We start from the raw sequence: 6,000 nt of genomic DNA, 5'->3' as shown, positions 1-6,000 counted from the left end.
GATATCATCTAGCGGTACTTCGTACCGTTAAAAATGGAATAGCCGTTCCGCAGTAGCGGAACTGGCATTCCGTTTGAGCGTAATTTGCAATCAAAATAAACAGGCGCCTGCAAATACGGAAGTTCCTCTGTTGCTGGCAATAATTGTCGTAATATCTGCATTTGCTCTTCTTGCTGATCTTCATCTGTCAAATTATATTTTCTTGCTAATTTACGCGCATTCAGGCGTAATTGTTCCAATTCTTTATCCGTTGGATTGTACAACTTTCCACTTATCATTTTTTCTCTTTCTGTCATTTCTGATAACCTCCTTATCCTCATTAATATTCAACATGAGGCAGTACCTCGTTAAACTGTTGTCTTAAAACAAGTCCCTGCGTTTCCTGTTTTTATAATTCGTAAATGATTCTCAGATTCCATTTTCCCTGAAATAAGTTCAATGTCCTTTGCACAGGGCATTCATCATGTTGGTAGTTAACCTCTTTCATTCTCACTCCTCCAGTAAGGATTATATTACCAAGTTAGTTTTTTCTGCGTATTTGATAAGTTTTTACTACTGCAATAGTATATAGGTAAGGAATCACTATCAATACTGTTTTTTAATAAAAGAGACTTTGCTACTGCTATAATATCTATGCCATGGAACATTTTGCCTGTTGCAGTTTTTTTATTGAAGATCCGCATAGACCCTTTGATGACAAAGATTTATTCCTGGCCAATGCCTTTTTTAACTTATTTCGCAAAGTATATTTAAAAAATTTACAAAATGCGAACAATTATGCTATGCACGGTCAATCCCTATATCATATTCTTACAAACCAGTCCCTAAGCAGTGAGGAATATGCACAGCTTTCTTTACAGGAAAATGAAGCATGGTCTCTATTCCGGCTTGAGAAAAGTCAAGAGGCAAGAGCTCTTCAGGCTGAGATTATGGTTCTATGCTGAATCTTTCAATACCTCCGCACATACTTGCCACTGTATATAATGGAAATATTATTGGCATAATGCGCAGTCAGGTAAATGACCCTCGCATTGAACAACAGATTTCTGTATATTTTCAAGATTTGTTAAAAGAAATGGGATATATTGCAGCTATCAGCAATGAGATGACAGACTTGCTTCATGCAGATGTGTATTATCAACAGATTACATTTTTGTGCGAGAATTGTATCAACACATCATCCGCAAAGCTAATATATCATTTCAATGATTACATCATGGATTATATCTTACAAATTTGTACAGATATTATTCCAGAAGCATCGCTGTTTACGTCTGATATTAAACGGCTGCAGCATTATGAGAAAAAGAAGAAAATAGACTTGTTAAACACATTAATTCGATACTTGGACAACGAATGCAATGTAACATTAACTGCTCAGGAACTCTATCTTCACAGAACTAGTCTCGTTAAACGTTTGGCAAGAATAGAAAAACTTCTGAATCATTCATTAGATGACCCAAATTACAGACTTTATTTACGAATTTGTCTGCGATGCTTAAAGATGCAAAAATAGAGACGATGCTTTAAAAACCTGCTAAAAAGCCTTGACTTTTGTTAGCAGGTTTTTATATTCCTTTGCAACAGCAACATATTGGCTGCCACGATCAGAATTATCCTGAATTCGGTATAATTCTGACTATGCCGAATAAAAAATTATGCCGAAGTTTTAAATTATTGCTTGGGTTTTCTTCAACTTTGAAATAATCTTCGGCATAGTATTCCAGGTTAATCCAAGGAGTAGAGAAGCTTTTTTATGTCTGACTTTTTCCAGATTTTCTCGCTTTCATCAAATGCCGGAGCGGCTTTATTCATTGCTTCACTCATCATTTCAAGCGTTGCAAATGCATAAAAACCGGATGTCGTTGACATACTCTCATGACCAAGCAGCTGCGTGATAAAAGGAAGCGGCACTCCGTTACGATACAGATCCATCGCTTTTGTCTTACGGATCAAATGGCAATGAACGTTTTCTGGTACCTCCGGACATGTGTCTCGAGCCTTCTTCGCAGCTGTTTTGAGTATCAGACTGATGCTGTCAGTCGAAAGCTGGTGAGGGACTCCATCAAGATGACTATAGAATAGCGGTGCCTCAGTTAAATCAGGATGGAATTCTTCAAGATACTTTCTTAGGTGAAGCACTGTTTTCTTCATAACGGGTACGTTTCTGGTTTTGCGTCCTTTTCCTGTCAGTGTGACATAGGGGTTGGGCATATCTAGATGGAGAGACGATACAGACAGATCTGAAAGCTCCTGTACCCTTGCTCCTGTATCGTAGAGAAGAATCAGGATCTTCCTGTTACGGCGGTGCTTTGCCGTCCTGGTATCGTATGCTGCCAGTATTGCTTTTGTTGCAGCCGGCTGCAGGTATTCCATCGGCTTCTTTTCTTCTTTGACCTTCCTGACTGAACAAATTTCATTGTAGATACCGCGGAGTTCAAAGTCTTCATCTGCACAGTATTTCAGAAAAGAGCGGATTGCAGTCAGCTTCAGGTTGATTGTTTTGGATGCGTACTTTTTTTCATGAAGCCATTCAACAAAGTCTTTAACATTGCTACGGCTGAATGCTTCAAATGTCACCTGGTCTTCCTTGAGCCCTTTCGTGTTTTCTAAAAATGAAAGATAGGAGTTCAGGGATTGCTTGTAAGCTGCAACAGATTTATCCGACTGGTTTCGCACCGCAGGCATAAAATCATGAAGGTAGGCTCGTGCCATCTGCCAGAAATCTTTATCTTTATTCCTTTTATACTTCATCGGCATCCACCTCCGGAATCAGTTCTTCTGTGGAGGCAGTCATGCAACGGTATTGAGGAAAGAAATCAGGAATTAGGTGTATGTAATAATAAGTACTATCCAATGAAGAATGCCCCATATATCTCATCAGATATGGAAGCATTGCGTGGATATCCTTTCCTTCTGATGACCAACGCATGATGTTTGCACAGGCAAAGTGATGTCGCAAATCATAAGCCCGGGGTTTTACTTTTCCGTCTCTTTTTAAACCGGCTGCCAACCAGATGTTTTTGAAGTTAACAGATAAAGCAGTACTGGAACAAATTCCTCCGTGCCCGCCAGGGAAGAAGTATTCTCTTTCTGGAAATATCTTTCTTATGGCAGCGTTATAATCTATAAGATACTGAGTCAGTTCTTCTGATAAAAACAGTCGCCTGTCACGATGGGCCTTGCCCCACAGGATATCGACGTATTCTTTGTCCAGATGAACATCCTGGCATTTCAACTGCCTTGCTTCCACTGACCTGACGCCGCAGCAATACATGAAACGGTATAGCGCCGGAAAAACATATGCCCTGCCTGGAGCCTTGTGTCGGAGGACATACTGATCGCATTCATTAAAAAAGCGTTGTATTTCAGTCTCTGTCATCAGGTAGACATCCGGATGATATCGCTGGATGATGAATGAATTATCCAACACATACGCATCGCTATCTCCAGAAATCACAAGATATCGGCCGAATTCACGTATCGGGGATACCCAACTTCTATCGGCAGTGGTTGATTTTTGTGCATGTTCCAGAGCCCAGCCGTCTACAACTTCCTTAACCAGAGTGTGATGGTCACCATGGGCGGCATTGTACCGATCTAATTCACTAAGATATGTGGCAGCCGCTGCATACTTGATACCCAATGCGCGTTTATAATCAAGGAACTCGGACATAGCCGGACCAAGTTTGCTAATAAAGGCGTTCATGAATGCACCTCCTTCGATATGTCACCAAAAGGAAGGACACACTCCTTCAGCCTTATTTCGTCAGTAGTGATATAGATACTGGTGGTATCGGGGTCTGAATGTCCAAGTATGGCAGCAATCGTTTCAACAGGAACTTCATTCCTGACCATTGTCGATGCGGCGTTATGCCGGAGCATATGCATTCCCAGTATGCGTTCATCTTTAGATACATGTGCCTTTTCAAGAATACGCTTTACCATCATGTAGCATGAGGAATGGCATGAAAGCGGGTCAAAAGGAGCGATAAGTCTTACAAACAGGTAGTCGTTTGGGGCATCAGGTCGTTGTCTGGTCAGATATCTGGCAATCGCATTGCCTACTGCCGGAGTTAAAGGGACACAGACAAGATTTCCGGTTTTACTTTGTTTCCAAGAGATTGTATCGTTCCGCCAATCTATATCCGTCAAACGCAACTTGATGATGTCGCATGCCCTGATACCAGTAGTTAACCCAAGAAGGATCATGGCTGAATCGCGCAGAGGGGTTTCATTATCTTCTGTAACGGATTTGATGCGTTCCTGTTCCTCTGTTTCAAGTACAGGAATGATACGATGATGTCCGGGGGCATGAATGCCTGACAATGCCATCAACAGATCGTTACGATCAAGGTATCGGCAAATGTTCCTGAGTTCGCAAAGGATTCCACGCTGCCGCTCAGGCTTTGAACACTTAACATAGTCGAGGATTATAGAGGTTGTCAATGATTCCAATGGACAAACATCATACCCTCGTTCCAGAAAAGAAAGGAATGAGTACATGCCATACTCATAAAAATGCCGTGTGTTCTCGTTATCATATCTCTCCCTTAAATAGTAACAGTAGTCCGAGTATACCTTGCCGTAATACTCCCCGGATGGTTGTACTCTTGCTCTTGTGGTAACAGAAAAATCAAACTGCCCAGTATTAACATAAGATTCAATCAAACGGAAGAAGCGGCCTTGAAGATGATAACGCTCTTTACTGAATTTCCCGATTTTGGGACTGATTACAGCGTCAGCATAAAGCTTGCCGATTTCATAGCTGTATTCAGTGACTCCGTGTTCTTTACAGAATGCCTTAAATCTTCTGACAGCACCCTGGTAGTTGAAAATGGTGGATTCGTTATATCCAGCATTTTTCAAAGCTTCGATGAGCAATGTGCAGACAGTATTAATATCCATCTTGAAGCACCTCCTTAAAAATGATGCTTCAATTATATAATACTATGCCGAAAAACTATTCTTAATCGAAGTAATATCAGGCAAAAGTGAAAAACTTCGGCATAGTTTTTTCTTCGGCATAGTCCGAATGGATAATTAATGGTTGAACGATATTTCGACGAGCTTTGGCTTTGTTTATAGTATCAATCACGCAAGATACTTCCAGTGTTTCTGAAAGCGTCCAGGCTATGATTTTTCTGGAAAATAAATCCATAACACTGGTCAGATAGACAAATCCATCTATTGTCCAGATGTAGGTAATATCTGAACACCAGACTGCATTCGGACGATCAGGATTAAATTGCTCATCAAGGATATTTTGTAATTCAGTGCTGAAATCGAAATCTTTTGTGGTAATTGTCCATGGTTTGCTCCACTGTGCACGGATTCCCACTTGGCGCATATATGTACCAACGGTTCTTTCCGAAATGATTTCACCAGTTTTCGAAGTTCTACAGTGATTTTCGGAGCACCGTAGTTCTGCTTGGAATTATCATAAATATCCTGTATTTTTGCTTTTACAGCTTCACGACGTTTTTCTGTATCAGAAGGTACGTGGCGGAGTCATGCAAGATATCCTGAGTGAGAGACTCCTAAAAATTTCAACATTCCGGAGACGGAAACCCGACGTCCAGCCTTTTTGGCAGCTTCCGTCTTCTCAGACACTTCGAGATAAATGGCTTCCGTCATTTTCCCAGAATGTTGATTGCTTTTTTTAACACATCAAGTGCATCTTGGGCATCACGTAATTCACGTCTGAGACAGGCAATTTCCTTCTGCTCATCAGATGCATAATTACCAGAACCACGAACAGAAATATCACCTGATTCTCGGACGTCTTTCAGCCATTTCGTTAATGTGCTGTATCCGATGCCAAGATTTTCTGCACATCCACGTACACCAAGATCTTTATGATCCTCGTAGTACTGGACTGCATCAAGTTTAAATTGTTTGTCATGTTGCTTTGCCATATGAGATCCGCCTTCAGCATGCCTCTATTGTATCATGCTTATGTGTATTTGGAATTTCTCATTTTGGCTTGTACTATTTATA

7 protein-coding genes are annotated in these 6,000 nt (G+C 40.8%); 1 reads left to right on the top strand and 6 read right to left on the bottom strand.

Going from position 1 to position 6,000, the window contains the following annotated elements; all coding sequences use genetic code 11:
- Positions 1 to 8: 8 nt before the first annotated feature.
- Positions 9 to 296: a maltose acetyltransferase domain-containing protein gene (locus tag OCV61_RS16450; protein WP_262583237.1), complete on the bottom strand. Its 288-nt coding sequence runs from the start codon at positions 294 to 296 to the stop codon at positions 9 to 11.
- A gap of 641 nt (positions 297 to 937) precedes the next feature.
- Between OCV61_RS16450 and OCV61_RS16445 the strand changes: the two genes are divergently transcribed.
- On the top strand, positions 938 to 1,516 hold the full coding sequence (locus OCV61_RS16445) for a helix-turn-helix domain-containing protein (protein WP_158422701.1): 579 nt from the start codon (positions 938 to 940) through the stop codon (positions 1,514 to 1,516).
- A gap of 212 nt (positions 1,517 to 1,728) precedes the next feature.
- Here OCV61_RS16445 and OCV61_RS16440 read toward each other — a convergent pair whose 3' ends face one another.
- From OCV61_RS16440 to OCV61_RS16420, 5 genes are all read right to left on the bottom strand, one after another.
- Entirely contained in the window at positions 1,729 to 2,754 is a 1,026-nt protein-coding gene (locus OCV61_RS16440; protein ID WP_262583235.1) for a site-specific integrase, read from the bottom strand.
- On the bottom strand, positions 2,744 to 3,709 hold the full coding sequence (locus OCV61_RS16435) for a tyrosine-type recombinase/integrase (protein ID WP_158422699.1): 966 nt from the start codon (positions 3,707 to 3,709) through the stop codon (positions 2,744 to 2,746). Before OCV61_RS16435 ends, OCV61_RS16440 begins: the two co-directional genes overlap by 11 nt.
- Positions 3,706 to 4,908: a tyrosine-type recombinase/integrase gene (locus tag OCV61_RS16430; RefSeq protein WP_158422698.1), complete on the bottom strand. Its 1,203-nt coding sequence runs from the start codon at positions 4,906 to 4,908 to the stop codon at positions 3,706 to 3,708. The genes OCV61_RS16435 and OCV61_RS16430 overlap by 4 nt, the downstream gene beginning before the upstream one ends.
- Positions 4,909 to 4,984: 76 nt before the next feature.
- Complete coding sequence (locus tag OCV61_RS16425; protein WP_262583233.1) at positions 4,985 to 5,341, bottom strand: DDE-type integrase/transposase/recombinase; 357 nt, start codon at positions 5,339 to 5,341, stop codon at positions 4,985 to 4,987.
- A gap of 292 nt (positions 5,342 to 5,633) precedes the next feature.
- Positions 5,634 to 5,918: a transposase gene (locus tag OCV61_RS16420; RefSeq protein WP_158422697.1), complete on the bottom strand. Its 285-nt coding sequence runs from the start codon at positions 5,916 to 5,918 to the stop codon at positions 5,634 to 5,636.
- Positions 5,919 to 6,000 lie beyond the last annotated feature (82 nt).

It is taken from the genome of Blautia ammoniilytica (genome assembly GCF_025566965.1).
Lineage (GTDB): Bacteria > Bacillota > Clostridia > Lachnospirales > Lachnospiraceae > Blautia_A > Blautia_A ammoniilytica.
The sequence above is the reverse complement of the archived record's forward strand: the minus strand, read 5'-3'. Positions and strand labels throughout refer to the sequence as shown.

Excerpts from the sequence above, each read along its gene's own strand:
- OCV61_RS16450 (WP_262583237.1), bottom strand. The coding sequence starts at position 296 with ATGACAGAAAGAGAAAAAATGATAAGTGGAAAGTTGTACAATCCAACG.
- OCV61_RS16445 (WP_158422701.1), top strand. The coding sequence starts at position 938 with ATGCTGAATCTTTCAATACCTCCGCACATACTTGCCACTGTATATAAT.
- OCV61_RS16440 (WP_262583235.1), bottom strand. The coding sequence starts at position 2,754 with ATGAAGTATAAAAGGAATAAAGATAAAGATTTCTGGCAGATGGCACGA.
- OCV61_RS16435 (WP_158422699.1), bottom strand. The coding sequence starts at position 3,709 with ATGAACGCCTTTATTAGCAAACTTGGTCCGGCTATGTCCGAGTTCCTT.
- OCV61_RS16430 (WP_158422698.1), bottom strand. The coding sequence starts at position 4,908 with ATGGATATTAATACTGTCTGCACATTGCTCATCGAAGCTTTGAAAAAT.
- OCV61_RS16420 (WP_158422697.1), bottom strand. The coding sequence starts at position 5,918 with ATGGCAAAGCAACATGACAAACAATTTAAACTTGATGCAGTCCAGTAC.